Genomic DNA, 396 nt, shown 5'->3' with positions numbered 1-396 from the left:
GAAGATTTCGCCCGGCGCGATGGCCGGCCGCACCGGCCCTTCGCGCAGGCCGGCGCGGTAATCGACGCCCCAATCGGCCGCCCGCCTCGACCAGTCGCGGAATGTCTCGTTGTCCATCTATCCTCCCGAGCCCAGCCTCAATGCGGCCGGCAAGCTAGCTTTTGATATTAATTAACATGTTAATTATAAGCACGCAACCGACCGCGAATGCGGCCCCTAACCGGGGAAGTCCGGCAGGCTGGCAAAGGCCGCCTTCAAGGCGCTCGACCAGCCATCAGAGACGGTGCGGTAATAGGGATCGTCGTGGCCGATGCGCCTGTTGAGCCCGACCTTGAAGCTGTCCTGTTCCAGGAACAGCAGATCGAGCGGCAGCCCGACCGAGAGGTTGGATTTCAG

At 62.1% G+C, this 396-nt stretch carries 1 pseudogene; it reads right to left on the bottom strand.

From position 1 onward, the window contains the following. Positions 1 to 216 precede the first annotated feature (216 nt). Positions 217 to 396, bottom strand: a pseudogene (locus EN859_RS35615) (peptidase); the annotation flags it as partial.

The sequence above is a fragment of the Mesorhizobium sp. M00.F.Ca.ET.216.01.1.1 genome, assembly GCF_004010325.2.
Taxonomy (GTDB): Bacteria; Pseudomonadota; Alphaproteobacteria; order Rhizobiales; family Rhizobiaceae; genus Mesorhizobium.
This window is presented reverse-complemented; position numbering and strand designations above follow the sequence as displayed.